The sequence below is a fragment of the Streptomyces sp. NPDC053426 genome (genome assembly GCF_055585405.1).
In genome coordinates this window covers 1-23,107 of the sequence record NZ_JBVJKE010000036.1, presented here as the reverse complement: position 1 = coordinate 23,107, position 23,107 = coordinate 1, and the positions used below count along the sequence as shown (strand labels likewise).

Annotated in this window: 19 protein-coding genes, 1 tRNA gene and 2 pseudogenes; 9 read left to right on the top strand and 13 right to left on the bottom strand. The window is 74.0% G+C overall.

Annotated elements, in window-relative coordinates:
• The first annotated feature begins 20 nt into the window (after window positions 1-20).
• Both ACZ62B_RS38015 and nrfD read left to right on the top strand, forming a co-directional pair.
• Window positions 21-899: a 4Fe-4S dicluster domain-containing protein gene (locus ACZ62B_RS38015; RefSeq protein ID WP_468728109.1), complete on the top strand. Its 879-nt coding sequence runs from the start codon at window positions 21-23 to the stop codon at window positions 897-899.
• Window positions 896-1,870: an NrfD/PsrC family molybdoenzyme membrane anchor subunit gene (gene nrfD, locus ACZ62B_RS38010; RefSeq protein WP_344565826.1), complete on the top strand. Its 975-nt coding sequence runs from the start codon at window positions 896-898 to the stop codon at window positions 1,868-1,870. The genes ACZ62B_RS38015 and nrfD overlap by 4 nt, the downstream gene beginning before the upstream one ends.
• A gap of 135 nt (window positions 1,871-2,005) precedes the next feature.
• Here the strand turns inward: nrfD and ACZ62B_RS38005 are convergent, their stop codons facing one another.
• Complete coding sequence (locus tag ACZ62B_RS38005; RefSeq protein ID WP_344565824.1) at window positions 2,006-2,452, bottom strand: hypothetical protein; 447 nt, start codon at window positions 2,450-2,452, stop codon at window positions 2,006-2,008.
• 130 nt (window positions 2,453-2,582) lie between these two features.
• On the opposite strand from ACZ62B_RS38005, the gene fdh reads away from it, so the two are divergent.
• Window positions 2,583-5,840, top strand: coding sequence for a formate dehydrogenase (fdh, locus tag ACZ62B_RS38000; RefSeq protein ID WP_344565822.1), 3,258 nt, complete (start codon window positions 2,583-2,585; stop codon window positions 5,838-5,840).
• Window positions 5,841-5,843: 3 nt separating this feature from the next.
• Here the strand turns inward: fdh and selD are convergent, their stop codons facing one another.
• A complete protein-coding gene (gene selD / locus ACZ62B_RS37995) occupies window positions 5,844-6,869 on the bottom strand; it encodes a selenide, water dikinase SelD (protein WP_469693855.1) in 1,026 nt (341 codons plus the stop codon).
• A gap of 57 nt (window positions 6,870-6,926) precedes the next feature.
• Between selD and ACZ62B_RS37990 the strand changes: the two genes are divergently transcribed.
• Window positions 6,927-7,019, top strand: a tRNA-Sec gene (locus ACZ62B_RS37990).
• A gap of 47 nt (window positions 7,020-7,066) precedes the next feature.
• Here ACZ62B_RS37990 and ACZ62B_RS37985 read toward each other — a convergent pair.
• The 4 genes and pseudogenes from ACZ62B_RS37985 to ACZ62B_RS37970 form a co-directional block, all read right to left on the bottom strand.
• Window positions 7,067-8,809, bottom strand: a pseudogene (locus ACZ62B_RS37985) (SelB domain-containing protein); the annotation flags it as partial.
• Window positions 8,806-10,164 carry an L-seryl-tRNA(Sec) selenium transferase gene (selA, locus tag ACZ62B_RS37980; RefSeq protein ID WP_344565818.1) on the bottom strand — a complete coding sequence of 453 codons (1,359 nt, stop codon included), beginning with the start codon at window positions 10,162-10,164 and terminating at the stop codon, window positions 8,806-8,808. The gene selA and the pseudogene ACZ62B_RS37985, both read right to left, overlap by 4 nt.
• A gap of 89 nt (window positions 10,165-10,253) precedes the next feature.
• The gene (locus ACZ62B_RS37975) at window positions 10,254-12,023 is read right to left on the bottom strand and encodes a glycoside hydrolase family 15 protein (protein WP_469693853.1); all 1,770 of its coding nucleotides are present in this window, start codon (window positions 12,021-12,023) and stop codon (window positions 10,254-10,256) included.
• A gap of 33 nt (window positions 12,024-12,056) precedes the next feature.
• Window positions 12,057-13,886: a thiamine pyrophosphate-requiring protein gene (locus ACZ62B_RS37970; protein WP_344565814.1), complete on the bottom strand. Its 1,830-nt coding sequence runs from the start codon at window positions 13,884-13,886 to the stop codon at window positions 12,057-12,059.
• Window positions 13,887-14,062: 176 nt separating this feature from the next.
• On the opposite strand from ACZ62B_RS37970, the gene ACZ62B_RS37965 reads away from it, so the two are divergent.
• Entirely contained in the window at window positions 14,063-14,449 is a 387-nt protein-coding gene (locus ACZ62B_RS37965; RefSeq protein WP_344565812.1) for a hypothetical protein, read from the top strand.
• Window positions 14,450-14,473: 24 nt separating this feature from the next.
• Here ACZ62B_RS37965 and ACZ62B_RS37960 read toward each other — a convergent pair whose 3' ends face one another.
• Complete coding sequence (locus ACZ62B_RS37960) at window positions 14,474-15,493, bottom strand: hemolysin family protein (protein ID WP_344565810.1); 1,020 nt, start codon at window positions 15,491-15,493, stop codon at window positions 14,474-14,476.
• Window positions 15,490-16,827, bottom strand: a complete 1,338-nt coding sequence (locus ACZ62B_RS37955; RefSeq protein ID WP_344565808.1) for a hemolysin family protein — start codon at window positions 16,825-16,827, stop codon at window positions 15,490-15,492. The genes ACZ62B_RS37960 and ACZ62B_RS37955 overlap by 4 nt, the downstream gene beginning before the upstream one ends.
• A gap of 311 nt (window positions 16,828-17,138) precedes the next feature.
• Here ACZ62B_RS37955 and ACZ62B_RS37950 point away from each other — a divergent pair, with 311 nt between their 5' ends.
• Both ACZ62B_RS37950 and ACZ62B_RS37945 read left to right on the top strand, forming a co-directional pair.
• Complete coding sequence (locus tag ACZ62B_RS37950) at window positions 17,139-18,107, top strand: sporulation protein (protein WP_468876920.1); 969 nt, start codon at window positions 17,139-17,141, stop codon at window positions 18,105-18,107.
• A gap of 75 nt (window positions 18,108-18,182) precedes the next feature.
• Window positions 18,183-18,638: a tellurite resistance TerB family protein gene (locus ACZ62B_RS37945; protein ID WP_469693850.1), complete on the top strand. Its 456-nt coding sequence runs from the start codon at window positions 18,183-18,185 to the stop codon at window positions 18,636-18,638.
• Between the two features lie 37 nt (window positions 18,639-18,675).
• Here the strand turns inward: ACZ62B_RS37945 and ACZ62B_RS37940 are convergent, their stop codons facing one another.
• Both ACZ62B_RS37940 and ACZ62B_RS37935 read right to left on the bottom strand, forming a co-directional pair.
• Entirely contained in the window at window positions 18,676-19,608 is a 933-nt protein-coding gene (locus ACZ62B_RS37940; protein WP_344565802.1) for a M56 family metallopeptidase, read from the bottom strand.
• A 7-nt stretch (window positions 19,609-19,615) separates the two neighbouring features.
• On the bottom strand, window positions 19,616-20,005 hold the full coding sequence (locus ACZ62B_RS37935; protein WP_344565800.1) for a BlaI/MecI/CopY family transcriptional regulator: 390 nt from the start codon (window positions 20,003-20,005) through the stop codon (window positions 19,616-19,618).
• Window positions 20,006-20,150: 145 nt separating this feature from the next.
• Between ACZ62B_RS37935 and ACZ62B_RS37930 the strand changes: the two genes are divergently transcribed.
• Window positions 20,151-20,420: a twin-arginine translocase TatA/TatE family subunit gene (locus tag ACZ62B_RS37930; protein WP_344565798.1), complete on the top strand. Its 270-nt coding sequence runs from the start codon at window positions 20,151-20,153 to the stop codon at window positions 20,418-20,420.
• A gap of 149 nt (window positions 20,421-20,569) precedes the next feature.
• Window positions 20,570-21,025 (top strand): Crp/Fnr family transcriptional regulator, encoded by a 456-nt coding sequence (locus ACZ62B_RS37925; RefSeq protein WP_344565796.1) that lies wholly within the window; start codon window positions 20,570-20,572, stop codon window positions 21,023-21,025.
• 34 nt (window positions 21,026-21,059) lie between these two features.
• On the opposite strand, the gene narI is transcribed toward ACZ62B_RS37925, so the two are convergent.
• The 3 genes and pseudogenes from narI to narY all read right to left on the bottom strand — a co-directional run.
• Entirely contained in the window at window positions 21,060-21,827 is a 768-nt protein-coding gene (narI, locus tag ACZ62B_RS37920; protein ID WP_344565794.1) for a respiratory nitrate reductase subunit gamma, read from the bottom strand.
• The gene (gene narJ / locus ACZ62B_RS37915; protein ID WP_469693847.1) at window positions 21,824-22,492 is read right to left on the bottom strand and encodes a nitrate reductase molybdenum cofactor assembly chaperone; all 669 of its coding nucleotides are present in this window, start codon (window positions 22,490-22,492) and stop codon (window positions 21,824-21,826) included. Before narJ ends, narI begins: the two co-directional genes overlap by 4 nt.
• Window positions 22,489-23,107: pseudogene (gene narY / locus ACZ62B_RS37910) on the bottom strand (nitrate reductase subunit beta); the annotation flags it as partial. The pseudogene narY and the gene narJ, both read right to left, overlap by 4 nt.

The window sequence follows — 23,107 nt, the reverse complement described above, 5'->3', positions numbered from 1 at the left end:
GCCGAGGCAGGAGGTCCCGTATGACGGACGACATCGCGCACGCGGCCGGGCACACCGATCCGCCGCCGCGCATGGGTTTCTTCACGGACACCACGGTGTGCATCGGCTGCAAGGCGTGCGAGGTGGCCTGCAAGGAGTGGAACGCCATCCCCGAGGACGGCCTCGAACTGACCGGCATGTCCTACGACAACACCCAGGGCCTCGGTGCGAGCACCTGGCGGCACGTGGCCTTCGTCGAGCAGAGCGCGCGGCCCGCCGGCGGGAGCACCGGCCACGACGGCGTCGACGTCTTCGACGCCGCCCGCGCTCTCGCGGACTCCCCCGGCGGCGGCGAGATGCGCTGGCTGATGTCCTCCGACGTGTGCAAGCACTGCACACACGCCGCCTGTCTCGACGTGTGCCCGACGGGCTCGCTGTTCCGCACCGAGTTCGGCACGGTCGTCGTCCAGGAGGACATCTGCAACGGCTGCGGCTACTGCGTGCCCGCCTGTCCGTACGGTGTCATCGACCAGCGGCCCGACGACGGACGCGCCTGGAAGTGCACCCTGTGCTACGACCGGCTCGGCGACGGCATGGAACCCGCCTGCGCCAAGGCCTGCCCGACCGACTCCATCCAGTTCGGCCCGCTGGAGGAGCTGCGGGAACGCGCGGCGGACCGGGTGGCACAGCTGCACGCGGCCGGGACGACGGACGCCCGTCTGTACGGCGAGGACCCAAAGGACGGCGTCGGGGGCGACGGCGCGTTCTTCCTGCTGCTGGACGAGCCGGAGGTGTACGGGCTGCCGCCCGACCCGGTCGTCACCACCCGTGACCTGCCCGCCATGTGGCGGCACGCGGCGGCGGCCGCGGCCTCGCTCGCCGCGCTGGCCGTCGCCGGCTTCGCCGGGAGGCCGCGATGAGCGGGGCCGGCGACGGCGTCAGGGGCGCCGGGCGCCGCCGGGGGCGCGGCGAGCGGGCCATGGTCCCCGACGCCGAGTTCACGTCGTACTACGGCAGGCCGGTCCTCAACAGGCCCACGTGGAAGCCCCTGGACATCGCGGGCTACCTCTTCCTCGGCGGTCTCGCCGGGGCGTCGTCGCTGCTGGCCGCCGGGGCGGACGCCACCGCCCGGCCCGCGCTGGCCCGCACGGCGAAGCTGGGGGCGGTGGGCGCGATCTCCCTCTCGACGGCGGCGCTCGTGCACGACCTGGGGCGTCCCGCCCGCTTCCTCAACATGCTCCGTGTCTTCAAGCCGACGTCCCCGATGAGCATGGGCTCGTGGCTGCTCGCGACCTACGCGCCGCTCACGATGGCCGCGGCCGCCGCCGACGTCGCGGGCAGGTACCGGATCGTGGGCGCCGCCGCCACGGCGTCCGCCGCCGCCCTCGGCCCGGCGGTGGTGACGTACACCGCCGTGCTGATCTCCGACACCGCCGTGCCGTCGTGGCACGAGGGGTACCGCGAGCTGCCGTTCGTCTTCGCCGGCTCCGGCGCCACCGCGGCGGCCGGTCTGGCCCTGGCGGCGGCGCCCGCGGACCAGACAGGTCCGGCGCGCCGTACGGCCGTCCTGGGCGCGCTGCTCGAACTGGGCGCCTTCCGGCTCATGAAGCGGAACATGGGGCTGGCGGCCGAGCCCTACGAGCAGGGCGGGCCGCGGACGTGGCTGCGCGCCGCGGAGGCGCTCACGGCCGGCGGCGCCGCGCTGGCGGCCTGCGCGGGCCGTCGCGGCCGGGCGCTCACCGCCCTCGCCGGCACGGCCCTGCTGGCCGGTTCCGCCGCCCTGCGGCTCGGCGTGTTCCACGCCGGGGTGGCCTCGGCCGAGGATCCCCGGTACACGGTCGTACCGCAGCGGGAGCGGCTGGCGGCCCGGTCGCGGGCCGGGGAGTCCTGAGCGGGTCCGGCGGCGCCCCGAAGGGGCGCGGGACCGTGCCGACGTGCGGCTGCCGCCGCGTGGGCGCGACCAGCCACGACGGCGCCACGGACGACCGACGACACATGTCCGTACTTCCGGCGGAGCGCTCGGGCGTCAGCGCCGGTCCCGGTCGTCCGGGGGCGGCGAGCGCTGGGCCCGTTCCGCGAGGGCGAACTCCGTCCCGGCCAGCAGCAGGTAGACGACCGACACCGCGAAGGAGGTCACCGGCCACGCGGCCACGCCGCCGACGAGGGAGGCGGTGGCCCACGCCAGGAGCGCCGAGACGCCGACGGAGACCAGGCTGAGCGAGACGCCCATGGCCGTGACCGTGCTCGGTTCCTCCTCCAGGGCCTTGCGGAACCCGGTGGTCGCCAGCAGTTCCAGCAGGCTGAAGGCCACGGCCGCGCCCAGCGCGAAGTAGATGTAGGGCGCCGAACCGGACACCTTCGCCTCGACGTTCAGCAGCCCCAGGGCGATGGTGATCGACACGGAGTAGCCGTAGGCCTGGCCGTTGTTGCGCAGCGAGGCCCGGATCCCGTGGGCCACGTGCCTCAGGGGCATGCCGCGTCCTCCTTCGTCACCTTCGTGCCGTCGCCATTGTGCGCTTCCGCGCGGTGTGCGCCCCGGATTGGAGCGCGCGGGGGTGGGTACCCCGGCCGGGCAGACGCGTACTCCGGAAAGGGCAGACGTGATGGGCGTGCGCACCTGGATCGATTCCTGGCCGGTCTACCGCCAGCTCAAGGGCACCGACCCGCTGGGGCGCGGCGCCGCCGCCAAGAGCGGGCCGAGCGGGCGGCTCGTGCCCCGCACCGCCACGGCGGACCGGGTGGTGAAGTCGGTCTGCCCGTACTGCGCCGTCGGCTGCGGCCAGAACGTGTACGTGGAGGACGAGCGCGTCACCCAGATCGAGGGCGACCCCGACTCGCCGATCTCGCGCGGCCGGCTGTGCCCCAAGGGCTCGGCCAGCCTGCAGCTGACCACCGGGGGCGCGCGCGAGCACCAGGTGCTGTACCGGCGTCCGCACGGCACCGGCTGGGAACGCCTCGACCTCGGCACGGCGATGGACATGATCGCCGACCGGGTGATCGAGGCCCGCCGGGCGGGCTGGCAGTGGGAGGTCGACGCGGCCCGCACCCGGCGCACCCTCGGCGTCGCGAGCCTGGGCGGGGCCACCCTGGACAACGAGGAGAACTACCTCATCAAGAAGTTGTTCACCGCCATGGGGGCCGTCCAGATCGAGAACCAGGCGCGGGTTTGACACTCCTCCACCGTTCCCGGTCTGGGAACCTCGTTCGGCCGCGGCGGCGCGACCACCTTCCAGCAGGACCTGCAGAACTCCGACTGCATCGTCATCCAGGGCTCGAACATGGCCGAGTGCCATCCGGTCGGGTTCCAGTGGGTGATGGAGGCCAGGGCCCGCGGGGCGAAGGTGATCCACGTCGACCCCCGGTTCACCCGTACCAGCGCCCTGGCCGATGTGCACGTACCGCTGCGGGCCGGTTCGGACATCGCCTTCCTCGGCGGGATCATCCGCCACGTCCTGGAGAACGAGGCGTACTTCCGTGACTACGTGGTCGCGTACACCAACGGGCCCGTGATCCTGCGGGAGGACTTCCGGGACACCGAGGACCTCGACGGTGTCTTCTCCGGGCTCGACGCCGGCAGCCGCAGTTACGACCCGGCCACCTGGCAGTACCGGGGCGCCGTCGTACAGGCGGCCTCCGGGCAGCGGGACCAGCAGTTCGACAGGCTCAGCGGGTCTCCGGACGTCGCGGAGGCGGCGCGCGGTGAGTCCCACGGCTCCGGTGGTCCCACGATCCCGGAGGGCGAGCCGGAACGCGACGAGACGATGACCCACCCCCGCTGCGTCCTCCAGGTCCTCAAACGGCACTACGCCCGCTACACGCCCGAGATGGTGGAGCGGATCTGCGGGGTCCCGCAGGAGCTGTTCCGCCGGGTGTGCGACCTGGTCACCGAGAACTCCGGACGGGACCGCACCACCGCCCTCGCGTACGCGGTCGGCTGGACCCAGCACACGGTCGGGGTGCAGTACATCCGCGCGGCGTCCGTGCTGCAGAGCCTGCTCGGCAACATCGGCCGGCCCGGCGGCGGCATCCTCGCGCTGCGCGGGCACGCCTCCATCCAGGGCTCGACGGACATCCCCACGCTGTTCAACCTGCTGCCCGGGTACATCCCGATGCCCCACGCCCACCAGCGGCAGGACCTGGACGCGTTCGTCCGGGCCGACGCGGCGCCCAAGGGCTACTGGGGCAACATGCGCGCCTATCTGGTGAGCCTGCTCAAGGCGTACTGGGGCGACGCGGCGACGGCGGAGAACGACTTCTGCTTCGACTACCTGCCGCGGCTGACCGGCTCCCACTCCACGTACGAGACGGTCATGGCCCAGCTGGACGGCACGTGCAAGGGGTACTTCCTGATGGGCGAGAACCCCGCGGTCGGCTCCGCCAACGCCAAGCTGCAGCGGCTGGGCATGGCGAACCTGGACTGGCTCGTCGTACGGGACTTCTCGCTCATCGAGTCGGCCACCTGGTGGCAGGACGGCCCGGAGATCGAGACGGGTGAGCTGCGCACCGAGGACATCGGCACGGAGGTGTTCTTCCTGCCGGCCGCCGCGCACACCGAGAAGGACGGCAGCTTCACCAACACCCAGCGGCTGCTGCAGTGGCACCACCAGGCCGTCGAGCCGCCCGGCGAGGCGCGCAGCGACCTCTGGTTCACCTTCCACCTCGGGCGGATCGTCCGGGAGAAGCTCGCCGCGTCCACCGACCCGATGGACCGGCCGCTGCTCGACCTGACGTGGGACTACCCCACCAAGGGCCCGCTCGCCGAGCCGGACGCCGAGGCCGTGCTGGCCGAGATCAACGGCCGTGACGCCGAGGGCGCCCCGCTGTCGGGCTACGAGCAGTTGGCGGACGACGGATCCACCTCCTGCGGCTGCTGGATCTACTGCGGGGTGCGTGCCGACGGCGTCAACCAGGCCGACCGCCGCAGGCCCGGCGGCGAGCAGGACTGGGTCGCCGCCGAGTGGGGCTGGGCCTGGCCCGCCAACCGCCGGGTGCTGTACAACCGTGCCTCGGCCGACCCGGAGGGCAGGCCGTGGAGCGAGCGCAAGGCGCTGGTGTGGTGGGACGCGGAAGCGGGCGAGTGGACCGGGCACGACGTCCCCGACTTCAAGAAGGACAGGTCCCCCGGCCACCGGCCGCCGAAGGACGCGACCGGCCCCGATGCCCTGTCGGGCACCGACGCGTTCATCATGCAGGCCGACGGCAAGGCGTGGCTGTACGTGCCGTCCGGCCTCACCGACGGACCGCTGCCGACGCACTACGAGCCGCAGGACTCGCCGTTCCCCAACCTCCTGTACGGCCGTCAGCGCAACCCGGTACGGCATCTGCTGCCGCCGCACCCGGACAACCGCTACCAGCCGAGCGGCGGAGCGCCGGGCACCGAGGTGTTCCCGTACGTCGCCACCACCTACCGGCTGACCGAGCACCACACGGCGGGCGGCATGTCCCGCTGGCAGCCGTATCTGGCCGAGCTGCAGCCGGAGTTCTTCTGCGAGGTGTCACCGGCGCTCGCCGCCGAGCGGGGCCTCGCGCACACCGGCTGGGCGACGATCGTCAGCGCCCGCGCGGTGATCGAGGCACGGGTGCTGGTCACCGACCGGATGGCACCGCTGACCGTGCACGGCCGCACCCTGCACCAGGTGGGGCTGCCCTATCACTGGGGCCCGAACGGCTACAGCACGGGGGACGCGGCCAACGAGCTGCTGCATCTGTCCCTCGACCCCAACACGCACATCCAGGAGGCGAAGGCGTTCGCCGTCGACATCCGGCCGGGGCGCCGGCCGAGGGGTCCGGCGGCCCGGGAGCTGGTGCGCGCGTACCGGGAGCGGGCGGGCATCGACGAGGAGACCGGCACCGAGCCGTGAGGCTCATCTGAGGACGACGGAGTGCGTGCCCTCCGGGACGAGTTCGCCGACGACCGGGGCGCCCGGCACCTCGCCCGCGACCAGCAGACCGCCCGAGGTCTGGGCGTCGGCGAGGAGCAGCCGGGTGTCGTCGTCCGCGGTCCCGAAGTCGGTGAACGGTGTCACCCAGTCCAGGTTCCGCCGGGTGCCGCCGCTGACGTAGCCGTCCCGCACGGCCTCGCGGGCCCCGTCCAGGTAGGGCACGGCGGCGGTGTCGAGCACGGCGGTGACGCCGGAGGCGCGGGCGAGTTTGTGCAGATGGCCGAGGAGGCCGAAGCCGGTGACGTCGGTGGCGCAGACCGCGCCGGCGGCGAGGGCGGCGGCGGAGGCGTCCCGGTTGAGGGCCGTCATCGTGGCCACCGCCTGCTCGAACCGCTCGCCGGTGGCCTTGTGCCGGTTGTTGAGCACGCCCAGGCCGAGGGGTTTGGTGAGCGACAGCGGCACGCCCGGCCGGCCGGTGTCGTTGCGCAGCAGCCGGTCCGGGTCGGCCAGGCCGGTGACGGCCATCCCGTACTTGGGTTCCGGGTCGTCCACGCTGTGTCCGCCGCCCACGTGGCAGCCCGCCTCGGCGGCGATCTCAAGGCCGCCGCGCAGGACTTCACGCGCCAGTTCGAAGGGCAGGACGTCACGCGGCCAGGCGAGCAGGTTGACGGCGACGATCGGCCACCCGCCCATCGCGTACACGTCGGACAGGGCGTTGGCGGCGGCGATGCGGCCCCAGTCGTAGGGGTCGTCGACGACGGGGGTGAAGAAGTCCGCGGTGGACACGACGGCTCGGGGGGCGGCTCCGCTCTCCCCCGGCAGGGCGACGACGGCCGCGTCGTCACCGGTGGCCAGACCGACCAGGAGTGAGGTGCCGCCGACGGCCGGCACCGGTCCGGTGAGCCCGGCGAGCACGTCCTCCAGCTCTCCGGGCGGGATCTTGCAGGCGCAGCCGCCGCCGTGCGCGAACCGGGTGAGGCGCAGGGGTGTTCGTGTCGGGGAGTGCATGTGGCCGGGCTCCTTGTCGGGGATCGGGCGGGTGAACCGGTAGCCTGGGCGGGCGGTGGAGGCGTGTGGGTGCCTGGTGGCCCTCCCGGTCTTCAAAACCGAGGTGCCCGAGGATCTCGGGCAGGCGGGTTCGATTCCCGTCCGCCTCCGCTCTCCGGTCCGTCGGGCCGGCAGCGGCGGCACCGGTCGTCCACCCGTTCGGTGAGACCCCGCCCGTCCAGGAACTCCAGCAGCGGTACGGCCACCCGGCGCGTGGTGTCCAGCGCCTGTCGGGCCTCGCTCAGGGTGAACGGCTGGGGAAGGGCGCGCAGTACGGCGGCGGCGCGGGCGTCCGCGCCCGGCAGCAGGACGATGCCGTCGGCGACCCGCAGCAGCGCGCCCGCGGTGACCGCGGCGGCCAGTTCCCTGCGGCCCAGGCCCAGTTCGGCCAGCCGGCCGGCCTCCGGGGCGTGGAAGGGCGAGTGCCGCAGCTCCTCCCGGAGGGCGTCGACGGCCGCCCGGACCGGTGGCGGGAGAACGGGCCCCTGTTGTCCGGGGCCGTGCAACCGCCCGTGGCCGCTCCGCAGCGGTACCGTGCCCGGGGTGTCGGCGAGCGCGTCGACCAGGGCCCGGTCGGGCAGGTCCAGCAGCCGCCTGGCCGCCTCGGTGGGCAGGCCGGGGTCCAGCGGATGCCGGGCCGCGTGCCGTTCCACCTCGTCGCCCAGCCGGTCGCGCAGCGCCGCCCAGTGCTCCGGGTCGGCCAGCCAGTCCCCGGCGACGGGCGGCGCGGGGGCGGGCGCTCCCATGGCCTCCAGTTCCGTACGGCGGACGAGCCGGCGCCGGCCCAGTTCCGCCGCGCCGTCCGGGCGGCCGGTCATGCCGTCCAGTTCGGCCGCCCGCGCGCGGGCGGCGCCACGCCGGGTCAGCGGGGGCGGCCGGACGTCCAGCACGGTCACCCCGCAGGGCGTGTGCCGCCCGCCGGGTGCGCGCAGCACCGCCCGGTCGCCGATCCGCAGGGGCAGCTCCCGCGCGAGGGTCAGCCGGGCCGTGTCGGCGCCGAGCGGCCGGACGGTCACCGGCACCGCGGCGGTGCCGAGGTGCAGGGTGGCCTCGTGGGGCAGTTCGCCGGCGGGCGTACCGCCGACGCGGGCGTCGACCGTCGCGGTGAGCAGCCAGCGGTCCGGCGTCAACAGCACCCGGCCGCGCCCGAGCAGGGCGTCGGGCGCGCCGTGGACGTTGACCGCCACGCGGGCCACGCCGCCGACGGCGTCCCGTGCCTCGTGCAGGCACTGCAGCCCGCGCACCCGCACCGCGGTCGTGCCGTCGCCCGTCACCAGCCGGTCGCCGACCCGCAGGGTGCCCGCGCCCAGGGTGCCGGTGACGACCGTGCCGTGACCGCGCACGGTGAAGGCGCGGTCGAGCCACAGCCGTACGTCCGCGTCGGCCGGCGGGACGGGCAGCGCGCGTGCCAGCTCCGCGAGTTCCTCGCGCAGCCGGTCCAGCCCCCCGCCCGTCACCGCGCTCACCGCGACGGACGGCACGGCGCCGAGGGAGGTGGCGGCGATGCGTGCCGCGGCGTCCGCGCGCACGGGGCCGGGGTCCGCCAGGTCGCTGCGGGTGACGGCGAGCACGGCGTGGCGCACGCCGAGCGCGTCCAGGATCTCCAGGTGTTCCTGCGACTGCTCCTGCCAGCCCTGGTCGGCGGCGACCACGAACAGCACGGCCGGCACGGGTCCCACGCCGGCCAGCATGGTGGCGACGAACCGTTCGTGGCCCGGCACGTCGACGAGGGCCAGGTGCTCGCCGTCCGGCGGGTCGAGCCGGGTCCACACGAATCCGAGGTCCAGGGTCAGGCCCCGGCGCCGCTCCTCCGCGAACCGGTCGGGTTCCATTCCGGTCAGCGCCCGCGCCAGGGCGGACTTCCCGTGGTCGACGTGCCCGGCGGTGGCCAGCACCCTCATGTCGCCCACCGTCCCTCGACCGACCGGACGGCCTCGGCGAGGTGCGCGTCGTCCGGTTCCGGTACCGCCCGCAGGTCGAGCAGGCACCGTCCGGCCTCCAGGCGCCCCACCACGGGGACCGGTCCGGTGCGCAGGGCGGTCGCGTAGCGTTCGGGCAGGGACAGGGCGGCGCTGGGCAGGGTCACGCCGGGGGCTCCGCCGCCGCCGACGGTCGCCTCGCTCGCCACGGCCCGTACGTCGGCGCCGTCGGCCCGCAGCAGCGCGGCGAGCCGTTCGGCGCGCCGGGTGAGCTCCGCCGGGTCGGCGGCGAGTGCCTCGTCGGTGGGGGTCGCGGGGCCGGTGAGGGTCGCCTCCAGGGCGGCCAGGGTCAGCTTGTCCACGCGCAGGGCGCGGGCGAGCGGGTGCCGGGACAGGGCGCCGATCAGGTCCTCGCGGCCCAGGAGCAGTCCGCACTGCGGTCCGCCCAGCAGCTTGTCGCCGCTCGCGGTGACCAGTGCGGCGCCTGCCGTCAACTGGGTGTGGGCGTCGGGCTCTTCGGGGAGCAGGGGGTGGCGGGCGAGCAGTCCGGAGCCGATGTCGACGACGACCGGGACGCCCAGGTCCGTGAGTTCGGCGACGTCCGCGGCGTGGGTGAATCCGGTGATCCGGAAGTTGGAGGGGTGCACCTTCAGCACGAAGGCCGTCCGCGGGCCGACGGCCTCGGCGTAGTCGGCAACGGTGGTGCGGTTGGTGGTGCCGACCTCGCGCAGCCGGGCGCCGGTGGAGACCAGCAGGTCGGGCAGGCGGAAGCCGTCGCCGATCTCCACCAGCTCGCCCCGGCCGACGACGATCTCCCGTCCGGCGGCGAGGGCGGTGGCGGCCAGGACCAGGGCGGCGGCCCCGTTGTTGACGAGGTGCACGGCGGGGGCGGCCGGCACCGCGGCGCGCAGCGCGGCCAGGGCGGTGCGGCCCCGGCGCGCCCGGACGCCGGTGCCCAGGTCCAGTTCGACGTCGGTGGGCCCGGCGGCGTCCCGCACCGCCTGCCGGGCGGCCGCCGAGAGCGGGGCCCGGCCGAGGTTGGTGTGCAGGAGCACCCCGGTGGCGTTGATCACCGGGCGCAGCCCGACCGGCGACCGCGGCAGCAGGGCCACGGCCGTGTCGGCCACCGCCTCGGGTGGTACGGCGCCCTCGCGCGCCCTCTGCTGGGCCCGGTGGACCGCCGACTTCACCCGCCCGGTGCCGAGCCGGCCCGCCGCCTCGAGCAGACGGGGGTCGCGCAGTACGGCGTCGGTGCGCGGGATCCGCCGTCGCGCGTCCGCACCGGCGGCGTCCGGCGTGCTCCCGTCCTTCGGATCGGCTGCGACCCGCTGCTCCACCCGCTTCCTCCGTTCAGGCCCGTGCCACCGGTCGGTCCTTCATCGTCCACCAGCGCCCCGGTCCGGGGCCCCGACACGCCGGGCGGGTCTCACCAGCCGGCGGTGGCGGGGCCGAGGCGTACGGAGCACTCCAGGAGCTGGGCGTGGACGAACGCCTGCGGGAGGTTGCCGCGCAACTGGCGCTGGGCGACGTCGTACTCCTCGGCGAACAGTCCGGTGGGCCCGCAGGCCGAGCGGGACCGCTCGAACCAGCGGACCGCCTCGGTCTCCTCCCCCTCGGCCCGCGCGGCCATCGCCATGGTGAACCCGCAGAGCAGGAACGCGCCCTCCGCGTCGCCCAGCGGCCGGTCCCCGTGCCGGAAGCGGTGGACGTAGCCGTCGACCGCGAGCCGGCGTGCCACGGCGGCGCGGGTGTCCCGGAGGCTCGGGTCGCGCGCGGGCACCGCTCCCCGGGCCAGCGCGAGCAGCAGGGCCGCCTCCACGCCCGTGTCGTCCGCGGCGCGCTGCCAGTGGCCGTCGGGGTGCAGGCAGCGGGCCCGGGTGACGTCGAGGACGCGGTCCGCGAGGGAGGACCACCCGGCGGCGGCCGGTGTGCCCAGTGCGCGGGCCAGGTCCCGCAGTCCGACGACGCAGGACAGCCGGGAATGCGTCCACCAGCGGGTCTCCAGTTCCCACAGTCCCGCGTCCGGCTCCTCCCAGCGTTCGGCGACCGCGTCGGCGGCGATGCGTGCGGCCTTCGCGGCCCGCGCGTCGAGCAGGTCGTGGCGGGCGGCGGCGGCGAAGAGCTGGAGGGCCTCACCGAACACGTCGAGCTGGAACTGGCCGCCCGCCCGGTTGCCGATCCGGTCGCTGCCTCCGGGGTAGCCGGGCAGCGGCAGGGACCGTTCGGGCGGCACGGGCGCGCCGCCGACGGTGTAGGCGGGCCGCAGGTGCGTCCCGTCGTCGAGGAGGCGTTCGGACACGAAGCGCACCGCGTGTTCCAGCAGCGGGTGCGGGCCGTGCGCCGCGACGGCGATGCCCGCGTAGCACTGGTCGCGGATCCAGGCGTACCGGTAGTCGTAGTCGCGGCCGGTGTCGGCGCGTTCGGGCAGTGAGGTGGTGACGGCGGCCACCATGCCGTCCCGGGAGCCGGTGAGCCCGTTCAGCACGGCGTAGACCATCCAGGTGTCCCGCGGGGCGGCGGTGTCCTCGCAGTCGGGTACGGCCCGCGCCCACCAGTCCTCGGTCCGTCGCCACAGGGCCCGCGCGTCCGGGCCGGTGCCGTCCGTCCCGTCCCCGAGTTCCAGGACGAGGTCGCGGGCACCGCCCTCCGGTACGCGCAGTTCGGCGTGGAGCCCGCCGTCGGGGCCGGGGCGGGCCTCGTCGGCCCCGGTGAACCGGATGCGCAGGGGGCCGGAGCGGGCCCGCCAGGCCCGGCCGTCGTGGTGCGGGTCCGTCATCGGGTGGCGTCCGTAGTCGGCGCGTACGTCGAGGTCCACCCGGACGCGGGCCTCCCCCCGCACCGCGCGGATCTGCCGCAGCAGCACCAGGCGTTCCGGGTCGGCGGGGGCGGCGAGGGCCTCGCGGCAGGAGACGACGGCGTCCCCCACGGTCCAGCGGCTGACCCGGACGAGGGTGCCGTCCTCGTAGTAGCCGCCCCACACGTTCCAGGGATCGCCGGGGGACACGCGGTAGGTGCCCGGCCCGCCGAGGAGCGCGGCGAACACGGCTCCGTCGTGCCAGGCGGGCGCGCACATCCACACGATCGATCCGCGGGGGTCGACCAGCGCGCCGCGCTCGCCGTCGGCGATCAGCGCGTAGTCGCGCAGCGTCCAGGGGCCCTCGCCGGGCCGTCCCCCGCCTTCGCTCGCGTTGTTCACTCTCGCCGTACGCTCCCCTGCCGTCCGGCCGGCTCACTTGCCGGTGCTGTCGTCGGCTCCGGCACCGGGGCGGTCGCCGCGGTGCCGGGTGCCCGGCAGCATCTCCTGCACCTTGGCCTTGAAGCCCTGCTTCACCACGGAGGCGCGGTCGCTGTCGCCCTTGAGCACGGCGAAGGCCGCGGCCTCGATCTGGTCCAGCTCCGCGTGCGGCGGGATCGGCGGCACGGCGGGGTCGGTGCGGAAGTCGATGACGAAGGGCCGGTCGGCCGTCAGCGCCCGGTCCCAGGCGGCCTCGACCTGCTCCGGCTTCTCCACGCGGACGCCCTCCAGCCCGATCCGCTGCGCGATCTCGGCGTAGGGCAGATCCGGGATGGCTTGCGACTCCTCGAACTGCGGCGCCCCGGACATCGCCCGCATCTCCCAGGTGACCTGGTTCAGATCGCGGTTGTTGAGGACGGCCACGATCAGCCGCGGATCGGACCAGCCCTGCCAGTACTTGGCGGCCGTGACCATCTCCATCATGCCGTTCATCTGCATGGCGCCGTCGCCGACGAGGGCGATGGCGGGGCGCTCCGGGTGCGCGAACTTCGCGCCGATGGCGTACGGGACACCGGGCCCCATGGTCGCGAGGGTGCCCGAGAGGGAGCCGCGCATCCGTCCGCGCATCCGCAGGTGGCGGGCGTACCAGTTGGCGGCGGAACCGGAGTCGGCCGTGACGATCGCGTCGTCGGGGAGCCTGCCGTCGAGGGCGTGCACCACGTACTCCGGGTTGATCGGGTCGGCGTCCACGGCGGCGCGCCGCTGCATCACCTCCCACCAGCGGGCGACGTCCTTCTCGATCTTCTCGCGCCAGGACCGCTTCTTCTTCCGCTTCAGGTGCGGCAGGAGGCGGCGCAGCGTCTCGGCCGCGTCGCCGACGAGGTTCACCTCGAAGGGGTAGCGCATGCCGATCATGTGCGGGTCGATGTCGATCTGCACGCCCCGCGCCTGGTCCAGCTCCGGCATGAACTGCGTGTACGGGAAGCTGGAGCCGATCATCAGGAGGGTGTCGCAGTCCTGCATCAGCTCGTAGGAGGGCCGGGTGCCGAGCAGGCCGATGGCTCCGGTGACGTAGGGCAGGTCGTCGGGGAGCACGTCCTTGCCGAGCAGGGCCTTGGCGACGCCCGCGCCGAGGACGTCCGCCAGTTCCTCCACTTCGGCGCGGGCGCCGCGGGCGCCCTGTCCGATGAGGACGGCGACCTTCTCACCGGCGTTGAGGACCTCGGCGGCCCGCTCGACGTCGGCGTCGGCGGGCACGGGCGCGTACTGGCCGATCCCCATGCTGGACGGCACCATCTTGAAGGCGTGCGTCGGCGGGCTGTAGTCCAGTTCCTGCACGTCGGCGGGGATGATGACCGCGGTGACCGTGCGCCGCGCGTAGGCGGTGCGGAAGGCGCGGTCGATGAGGTTCGGGAGCTGCTCGGGCACCATCGCCGTCTCGCAGAAGTCGGAGGCGACGTCCTTGTACAGGTTCTGCAGGTCGATCTCCTGCTGGTACGAGCCGCCCATGGCGCTGCGGTTGGTCTGCCCGACCAGCGCGACGACGGGGACGTGGTCGAGCTTGGCGTCGTAGAGGCCGTTGAGCAGGTGGATGGCGCCGGGCCCCGAAGTCGCCGCGCAGACACCGGCCTTGCCGGAGAACTTCGCGTAGCCGACGGCCTGGAACGCGGACATCTCCTCGTGCCGGGACTGGACGAACCTCGGGTGGTCGTCGGCTCGTCCCCACGCCGCCAGGAGACCGTTGATGCCGTCGCCCGCGTAGGCGAAGACGTGGTCCACCTCCCACTCGCGCAAGCGCCGAAGGACGTAATCGGAAACCTTCATGCCGGCCATCGACCTTCCGTTCCGCTGGTGCGCGTCCGCTCGACGGGGCCGCGCAGCACGCTGTCAGGGAAGGTGACGGGTTCCGTGCGGTGCCCGGCGCAAACGTCGCGGCGCCCGCCGGGCCGGGCACCGGTGTCCCGCAGTACGCTGGCCGCATCCGGCCACCGGGAGCTTTGATGTGGAAGCGCAGAAAGCAGGCACGGCGTCGCGAGATCCTTCCGCTGGAGCTGTGCGACCTCTGCGGGAGGACCTTCCCGGCCGGTGAGGAGGTGGGCGGGCACGTTCCGGACTCCTCCTCCGCCCACCCCACCGACACCTGGTTCGACGGTCTGCGCCGGGTGACCGCCTGCTGCGAGGCGCACCTCGACGTGCTCCGCGAGGCGTACCGGCGCCGCCCCTTCGTGGAGGAGGAGCTGTGGGCGGCGAAGATCACACGTGTGCTGACGTCCGGTCCGCCGGTGCTCACCATGGTGCAGCTCGCCTGCCGGACCGGACTGCACGAGCCGGACATCCGGCGGGCCATCGCCTGGCACAACGAGCGACGCCGCCGGATGGAGGGGTGACCCCGGCCCGGCCCGTGGCGGACCTCATGCCGCCTGCGGCTGCAGGAAGCGGGCCAGCAGGTCGTCCAGGCTCACCATGCCGGTGAGCAGCCCGGAGCCGTCGCGGACCACGGCCAGCGAGGCCCGGCGGCGGCGCAGCAGGTCGATCGCGTCGGCGACCGTGGCGTCGTCCGTCAGCTCGGGCACCGGACGGGCCAGGGCGCGGGCGCCGGCCGCCCGTCCCCGGGCGCGGGCCACCACGGCGTCCCGGGCGTGCACCGCGCCGAGGATCACGCCGTGCTCGCGGACCAGGAGCCGGGTGCGGTCGCGCTCCGCGGCGACGCGCAGGATCTCGTCGACGCCGGCGCCGCCGTCCACCGAGACGATCTCGGACGCCGGTACCTGAAGCTCCCGTACCGGGGTCTGGGGTTCGGTCAGCGAGCGCGTCAGCAGCTCCGAGTCCGTCTCGCTGATCAGGCCGAGCCGCTCGGACTCCGCCACCAGATGGGTGAGCTGCTCCCGGTTGTGGACGGAGGCCAGCTCGTCGCGCGGGGTGACCCGGCACAGCCGTACCAGGGCGTTGCTCATCCGGTTCAGCACCGAGATCAGCGGTCGTACGGCCTTCACCACGGCCCGGAAGGGCGGCGACAGCAGCATCGCGGACCGTTCGGGGTGGGCGATGGCCCACGACTTGGGCGCCATCTCGCCGACCACCATGTGCAGGAACACCACCACGGTCATCGCGACGGCGAAGGCGACGCCGTAGCTGAGCGCGCTCGGCAGGCCCAGTTCGTGCAGCAGCGGGTCGAGCTCGTGGGAGATCGCGGGCTTGGACACCGAGCCCAGGCCCAGGGTGCACACGGTGATGCCGAGCTGGGCCCCGGCCAGCATCAGGGACAGCTCGCGCATGCCGGCCAGGGCGGCCTTGGCGCCCGACCGGCCCTCGGCCGCGGCCTTCTCCATGCGGTGCCGCTTGGCGGCGACCAGCGCGAACTCGGCGGCCACGAAGAATCCGCTGCCGATCAGCAGCAGCACGGTGACGAAGAGCGCCATCGGGAAACTCATGCCTGCTCCTCCGTCTCGCGGACCTGCCGCCGGATCCGCACGCGTTCGGGCACGTGCCGGTCGAGGGTGCGTACGTCGATCACGGCGGCGCCCCCGTCGGGCAGCTCGACCGTGAGCCGGTCCCCGATGGCGGGGAAGCGGCCGAGCCGGTCGACGATCAGGCCGGCCACGGTGTCGTAGTCCTCCTCCTCGGGCAGTGCGACGCCGGTGGCCTCGGCCACCTCGTCCAGCCGGCGGCCCGCGTCCACCAGCCAGCCGTCGCCGTCCGCGACGGCGACCTCGGTGACGGTGTCGGACTCGTCCGCGATGTCGCCGACGAGTTCCTCGGCGATGTCCTCGTAGGTGACGATGCCCGCCACGCCGCCGTGCTCGTCCAGGACGACCGCGAACTCGTCGCCCCGCTCCCTCATCTGGGTCACGGCGTCCGGCAGCGGGAGGGTGTCCGGCAGCAGCAGCGGGCGCCGGGCGACGGCGCCGGCCGTGGTGCCCGTCAGCCGGTCCGCGGGCAGGCGCATCAGCTCGGCCACGCCGAGGACGCCGCCGACGTCGTCGGGGTGGTCGCCGAGGACGGGGTAGTTGGAGTGGCCGTACTTGGCGATGAGGTCGACCGCCTCGGCGGCGGTGGCGTCCTCGCGGACGAAGACGGCGTCCACGCGGGGCACCATCACCTCGTCCAGCGTCCGGTCGGAGAACTCCAGGGCGTGGTCGAGCAGCGCGGCGGTGTCCTCGGGCAGCGCGCCCTGCTCGTGGGACTCGCCGATCAGGTGGCCCAGCTCCTCCAGGGTGGCGCCGTGGTGCAACTCCTCCACCGGCTCGATGCCGACCCGGTGCAGCAGCCTGTTCGCCGCCCCGTCGAAGACGCGCACGAGGGGGCCGACGACCTTCAGATACGCCAGCGTGGAGCCGGCCAGCGCCTTCGCCAGCCGCTCCGGCACGGCGATCGCCAGGTTCTTCGGGGCCAGCTCGCCCAGCACCATCTGGACGACCGTGGCCAGCACGAAGGCCAGCACGACCGCGATGCCGCTCACGGCCGCGTCGGGCAGGCCCAGGCCCGACAGGGCGGGCCTCAGCAGGGCCGACACCGAGGGCTCGGCGATGAAGCCGACGACCAGTCCGGTCACGGTGATGCCGAGCTGCGCGCCCGACAGCATGAAGGACAGCCGCTCCAGCACCTTCAGGGCGCGGGCGGCCTTGCGGTCCCCGGACTCGGCCTCGCGCGCCAGGGCGAGGCGGTCGGCGGAGACGTAGGCGAACTCCTGGGCGACGAAGTATCCGGTGCCGGCGGTCAGGACGAAGACGGCCAGCAGGCCCAGGAGAGCGTTCGCGGCACTCATCGAACACCATCCCGCCGTGTGCCGTGCTCAGGGAATGCCTGGCGGGATGGTCGGGGACTGTGCCCCGGGGGGTCCGTCGGTCTGGCGGACAAGTACGTGCTCCTTCTGTGGGTGTGTGAACGGATAACGATCGTGGCCGGAACCGTGTTCCCGACGGCGGCGACAGACGACATCAACTGTAAAGGAAACGCAAAGTCCCCTCGAGTCGATCCCCTATGCTTCTACTCGCTTGTAGAAGTTATATCGCGGGCCGCCCCGCGGGCGGCACCCCCTTCACGGAACACACGCACATCTAAGGAGTGGACGCCACCATGGTGTTCAAACGACTGCTCGGTTCGCTCGGCGTGGGCGGCCCCACCGTCGACACGGTGCTCGACCCCGGTCCGGTCCGGCCCGGCGGCGCGCTCACCGGCCAGGTCCGCCTCAAGGGCGGACAGGCCGGTTTCGACATCGAGGGCATCGCGCTGGAGCTGGTGGCGCGGGTCGAGGCCGAGCACGAGGAGGGCGAGCGGGAGGGCGCCGTCGCCTTCGAACGGTTCACGGTCGGCGGCGGTTTCCGGCTCGCCGAGGGCGAGGAGCGCGACGTGCCGTTCAGCGTGCCGCTGCCGTGGGAGACCCCGGTCACCGAGCTGTACGGACAGCCGCTGGGCATCGTGCTCGGCGTGCGCACCGAGCTGTCGGTGGCGGGGGCGAAGGACAAGGGGGACCTGGACCCGCTGACCGTCGCTCCGCTGCCCGTGCAGGAGGCGGTCCTGGAGGCGTTCGGCTCGCTCGGCTTCAGCTTCCGGTCGGCCGACCTGGAGTACGGGCGCATCGGCGGCACGGGGCAGCGACTGCCCTTCTACCAGGAGATCGAGATCGTCCCGTCGGCGCGGTACGCGGACCGGGTGAACGAGGTCGAGGTGACCTTCCTGGCCGGTCCGGGCGGCATGGAGGTCGTCCTGGAGGCCGACAGGCGCGGCGGCCTCCTCTCCGGCGGTCACGACGCGCTGACCAGGTTCACCGTCGGCCTTCACGACTCCCGCGACTGGACCGCCGAGGTCGACGGCTGGATGCGCGAGCTGGTCGAGCGGCGGGCGTCCCACGGCTCCTACGTCCCCCATGACTCCCACGGTTCCCACGACTCCCACGACGACCACCACCGGTCCGGCCCCGGCATGGGCACCGCCGTCGCCGCGGGCGCCGCCGGTCTGGCGGTCGGCGTGGTCGGGGGCATGGTCGCGGCGGAGGTCGTGGACGAGGTCGGGGACTTCTTCGAGGGCGAGGAAGAGGAGGAGTAACTTCTACAGTACTGTAGAAGTTACGGCGCCCGGCGCGTTTCGGTCCGGGCGCCTCCCGACCCGTACGGAGTGCTCATGGCCCTGTGGGACCGCCTCAAGGAGTCCGCGTCGACGATGCAGACCCAGCTCATGGCGAAGAAGAACGACCTCAAGAGCGGCGCCTTCCGTGACGCGAGCATGGCGATGTGCGCCTTGGTGGCGGCCGCCGACGGCACGGTGGATCCGTCCGAGCGGCAGCGCGTGGCCCAGCTCATCGCCACCAACGAGGTGCTGCAGAACTTCGACGCCGACGACCTGCGCCGCCGCTTCGAGGACAACATCGGCAAGCTCACCACCGACTTCGACTTCGGCAAGGTGAGCGTCCTGCAGGAGATCGCCAAGGCGAAGAAGAAGCCCGCCGAAGCACGGGCCGTCGTCCAGATCGGCATCGTCATCGGCGGCGCCGACGGCGACTTCGACAAGGACGAGCAGGCCGTGGTCCGCGAGGCGTGCTACGCCCTCGACCTGCCGCCCCACGAGTTCGACCTCTGAGCGGCCCCGGCCCCGCGGCGGCCGGCCCGCCGCGGGGTCACAGGGGCGTGGCCGCGTACAGGATGAGGACCATCGTCACGGCGGAGTTCGCGGACGACATCGCGGAGACGGCGGTCCCCGCGGCGGCACCCCACACCGCCAGGCCGACCAGGGTGAACAGCGACGGCAGGCGGCGCACCGCCGGAGCGGGCCCGAGCAGGGCCGCCACCCGGCGCGGCACCGGCCCCGCCGCAGCCAGGCCGGCCAGGGTGGCCACCGGGGTGCCGCGCGACACCAGGGCCGCCTTGCCGATCGCCCGGGCCACGGTACGGCGGCTGCCGACCGCCTGAGCCGCGTCCTCGTCCGCCCACCGCTCCGCCGTGTACGCCACCGCCGTGCGCAGCGGCCGCAGGAAGGGGTTGGCCCGCGCGGCCAGCTGGACGGCGAGCAGGAAGCGGTGGTGACGGGCCGCGAGGTGGGCCCGCTCATGGGCGAACAGAGCCCGGCGCTCGGCCGGTTCCAGGCAGTCCAGCATGGCCGTGGTCACCACCACGCGGTCCCGCCGGCCGCCCGGCAGCGCGTAGGCGTAGGGCACGTCGTCCGGCAGGACCGCAGCCTCCGTCCCCCGCAGCCCGGCCAGCGCCCGGTGGGCGCGGCGGCGCACCCGGCCGTGCCGCCACAGCGACCGGCCACACGCCGCCAGCACCGCGCACAGGGCGGGAATCGCCACCTTGCCGGCCACCTCGTCGAACGGGACCGCCGCGCGCACCTCGGGGTCCGACCAGCCGTCGGGCAGCGGGTTCCCGGGAAGCTGGGCGGTGCCGACCACCATCAGCAGACCCAGGCAGACCGTGCTGCACACCGCCATCACCGCGGCCACCCCGGTCAGCAGCCGGGTCGCCGTGCGCGGGTGCAGATGCTGCTCGGCCAGGCGCGCGATCGGCCACGCCGTCAGGGGCAGCACCAGCGGCAGAAAGACGAACACCCCCATGGCGGCCTCAGTCTTCCCCTTCGTCCCCCGACCGGCCCAGCAGTTCCCGCAGGAGGCGTTCGTCGTCCGGGCCGAGGCCGGTCACGAAGCTGGCCAGCACCGCCTCCCGGTCGCTCTCGGAGTCCAGCACCTTGCGCATCTTGTGAGCGGCCAGGCCCGCCTGGTCCGACGCCGACGTCCAGGCGAAGGACCGGCCCGTGCGCTCCCGGGTGACCGCGCCCTTGGCCAGCAGCCTGGTCAGGATGGTGATGACGGTCGTATAGGCGAGGCCACCGCCCAGGCGCTCCTGCACCCAGCCGGCCGTCGCCGGGCCGTCCGCCTCCCGCAGCGCCGCCAGGACCAGCGCCTCCAGCTCACCCTGCCCCCGCCGCCGGGAACCCTCCCGCTGTTCCGCCACGCCCCGCCTCCCTTCCGCCGCCGCCTGTTCGCCGGGCAGACATCGTATAGACGTCCCCGGCGCCCGTACGCCACCCCCACTCCTCTCTACAGTGATGTAGATTCTGCCCGGGCCGCCCGTGCCACGGAGAAGGAGCAGTGCACCCATGTTCGGACTGAGCGAGCTGGCCGTCATCCTCATCGTCGTCATAGCCGTCCTCGCCGCCAAGAAGCTCCCGGAACTCACCCGCTCGGCGGGCAAGTCGGCCCGCATCCTCAAGGCCGAGGCGCGTGCGATGAAGGAGCAGGACAAGGCGGAGGAGGCGCCCGCGGCCCCGCGGATCATCCAGGGCGAGACGCTGCCGCCGTCCGCCCCCGGTTCCGAGCGGACCGGGCGGACCGACGGCACGCCGCCGGAGGGCCGTCCGGCCGGGTGACGGGTCCGCCTCGCCCGCCGGTCGGGCCGAAGGTCCCTCGGACGGGGCCGGGCGGCCCTTGGCGTCTCCCCCCGGCCGGGCCCACGCTGGCATCGGGGGCACCGAAGCCGCCGTTCGGCTGTGGCGGCGGGCACGGAAGGAGACGGGCGATGACATCCACCACCACTCTGAGCGCGGGTCTCCCGGCCGCGTACCGCGAAGGACTGATGCGGCACGCCCGCGAGGTCTCCTTCCCGGCCGGGGTGCGCCTGTTCGAGGAAGGACGGCGTGCCGACCGGTTCTGGATCGTCCGGACCGGAGGCGTCGCCCTCGACCTCCAGGTCCCCGGTCACCGCGCGGTCGTGATCGAGTCGCTGGGCCACGGCGAGCTGATCGGCTGGTCCTGGCACTACCCGCCGCGCATGTGGCACCTGGGCGCCGAGACCACGAGCCCGGTGCGGGCCTGGGAGTTCGACGCGGAGGCCGTACGGGCCCTGTGCGACGAGGACCCCGAGTTCGGCCGCATGATCGCCGTGTGGGTCGGCCGGGTGGTCGCCCAGCGGCTGCACGCCACCCGGGTCCGGCTGCTCGACCTGTACGCCCCGTACGGCAGCGGGAGCAACTGACGTCCACGGGCGGCGGCCGGCCGAGGCCGCCCGGTCAGCCCACGCGGTCCCAGCCGCGGCGCGGTGCGCGGGCGCCGAGCCGGACGTCGCGGCTGCGGTAGACGATGTAGGGGCGGGTGAGGTAGCCCAGCGGGGCCGTGAGCATGTGGACGAGCCGGGTGAAGGGCCAGGCGGCGAAGAGCAGCAGGGCGCTGACGGCGTGGAGCTGGAAGAGGACCGGGGTGCCGGTCATCAGGTCCGGGTCGGGCTGGAAGTAGAAGATCGAGCGGAACCAGGGCGAGATGGTCTCGCGGTAGTTGTAACCGCCGCCGACGATGTTCGCCACCACGGTCGCGGCCAGGCCCAGCCCGATGGTCACCGTCAGGGAGAGGTACATCGCCTTGTCGTTGACGGTGGTGGCCGAGAAGACCGGGCCGACGGTGCGCCGCCGGTAGACCAGGATGGCCAGTCCGCCCAGGGTGCAGACGCCGGCGATGGTGCCGAGGACCACCGCGATGACGTGGTAGGCGTGCTCGCTGACGCCGGCCGCGTGGGTCCAGCTCTCGGGGATGACCAGACCGCCGATGTGGCCCAGCGCCACGACGAGGATGCCGAAGTGGAACAGCGGGCTGCCGATGCGCAGCAGGCGCCGTTCGTAGAGCTGGGAGGAGCGGGTGGTCCAGCCGAACTTGTCGTAGCGGTAGCGCCAGACGTGGCCGAGGACGAAGACCGCGAGGCTGAGGTACGGCAGGACGACCCACAGCAGGATGCCGCCGGTGCCGGACTCCACGGCCAGGGTGACGGCTCGCTCGGGTGCGGTCATCGGGGGCCTCCTGCCGGTGGGGCGGGCGTGTACCGGGGCGGCGCGTAGGGGTCGAGGCCGACCTGTTCCTCGGGCGGGCCCTCGGCGGCGAGCCGGGCGACCGCCTCGCGTTCGTCGCCGGCGAGCGCGGGCAGCGTCGCGGAGACGGAGTCCAGCAGGCCGGCCCACGGGGAGTCCTCCTCGTGCAGGGCGAGGCGGAGCAGTTCCAGGCCGGCCCGGTGTCCGGTGAGCAGCTTGAGTCCGGTCGCCGGGTCGGTGGCGGCGAACTCCAGGACGACGGCGAGGTGGTCGGGCAGCTCGTCGTCGGTCAGCCGCAGGCCGCCCCTGGCGTAGGTCTGTTTCAGCCGGACCAGGGCGAGACCCCGTTTGCGGGTGTCGCCGTGGGCGTAGTAGGTGAGGTACGGGCAGCAGCGCTTGCGGTGGTCGAAGGTGGCGACGTAGGCGGTGGCCAGCGCCTCGGCGCCGGTGTTCTCGGCGTGCTCGGTGAAGCGGAGCAGGGGGTCGCGCACCGGGGCGGGCAGTTCGGGCGCCGCCCGCCGGGCCAGGGTCAGGTGGCCGGCCTGCTGCTCGTCGGGGTAGCCCAGGAGCAGGGACTGGAGCTGCCAGGCACAGCTGTGCCAGGGCTGGACGCGCTGTGCGGGCCTGAGCTTGAGTCTGTTCCTCATGGCTTCGGTTCGGCCTCCCCACCGCTGTCCGGGCCGTCGCCCCGTTCGGCCCGGTTCGGCGGGAAGAGCCCGGGTGGGCTGCTCTTGCCGTCCCAGTTGAGGAGGTTGACGCGGCCGGCCTTGTCCGTGGGGGCGGCGTGGGTGTCGGAGAGCTGCCGGTCGCGCAGGGCGCGGTAGTTCTCGACCGCGATGGGCGCCGCGCCGCCGGACGTCTCCCCGAAGGGGCCGGAGCCTCCCATGCCGGGGCCGCCCTCGTAGTCGAGGCTGCACTCGGTGGCCAGTTCCTCCAGGCTGTGGGCCTGTTCGGCGTGGGCGGGCGGGATGACGTACCGCTCGTCGTACTTGGCGAGGGCGAGCAGCCGGTACATGTCGTACATCTGCTCCTCGCCCATGCCGACGGCCTCGGGGATGGAGGCGTCCGGCTCGCGTCCGAGGTTGATGTCGCGCATGTAGGCGCGCATGGCGGCCAGGCGGCGCAGCACCGCGTCCACGGGGGCCGGATCGCCGGCGGTGAAGAGCTGGGCGAGGTAGTCGACGGGGATGCGCAGGGCGTCGACGGCGGCGAACAGGTTGCGGTGGTCCTCGGCGTCGTGGCCGGTGTCCCGTACGGCGTCG